At 43.6% G+C, this 594-nt stretch carries 1 protein-coding gene; it reads right to left on the bottom strand.

The genetic code is table 11. The features are described from left to right. Positions 1 to 115: 115 nt before the first annotated feature. Positions 116 to 594: DUF4124 domain-containing protein (locus B3182_RS11400; protein ID WP_292752794.1), on the bottom strand; the 479-nt coding region annotated here is incomplete at its 5' end.

Consider the following 594-nt stretch of genomic DNA (forward strand, 5'->3'; position numbering starts at 1 on the left):
AAAAAGGGGTGATTGTTCGCCACTTTAACAAGCCGAGAATTGATCAGTTTTTACGAATCAGTATTGGCAATCACACTGAAAATCAATTATTGATGAGCCAACTGGATTTGCTGGTTTAATCTTCTGCCGCGGTTCCCAACAGCTCACCCAGGCGCTGACGATCCAGTTCATATTGCATATTAAGCGTATCAATTTCAGTTTGTAACTGTTGAATGCTGGACTGATTATTATCAAGTTCCTGTTGCGCAGCTTGCAGGCGACTTTGCAGATTGGCACTGAGACCCATACCACTTAATTCATTATCGGCAGCTTGCTGTTGCACCTGCTGTAATCGTTGCTGTAAACCCTTACGCTTCTTTTTTAATATTTCGATACGTTTTTCTCGGTATTGCAGGTCTTTGTTACGTTCATTAAGCAAATCCTGTTCGGATTGATAGGCAGAAAGCAGGTTACGATCATAAATAGCCTGTTTACGCCGTTTTTCGGCTTCTATTCTGGCGGCTTCTTCAGCCTGTTTTTGTTGCTCGAGCTCCAGTTTTTTCTGTATTTCCCGCTCAGCTATTTCCGCTTCAGTCGGTGCAGGGGGAACCCGTT

The sequence above is a fragment of the Methylophaga sp. UBA4204 genome, from assembly GCF_002379485.1.
Classification (GTDB): Bacteria; Pseudomonadota; Gammaproteobacteria; order Nitrosococcales; family Methylophagaceae; genus Methylophaga.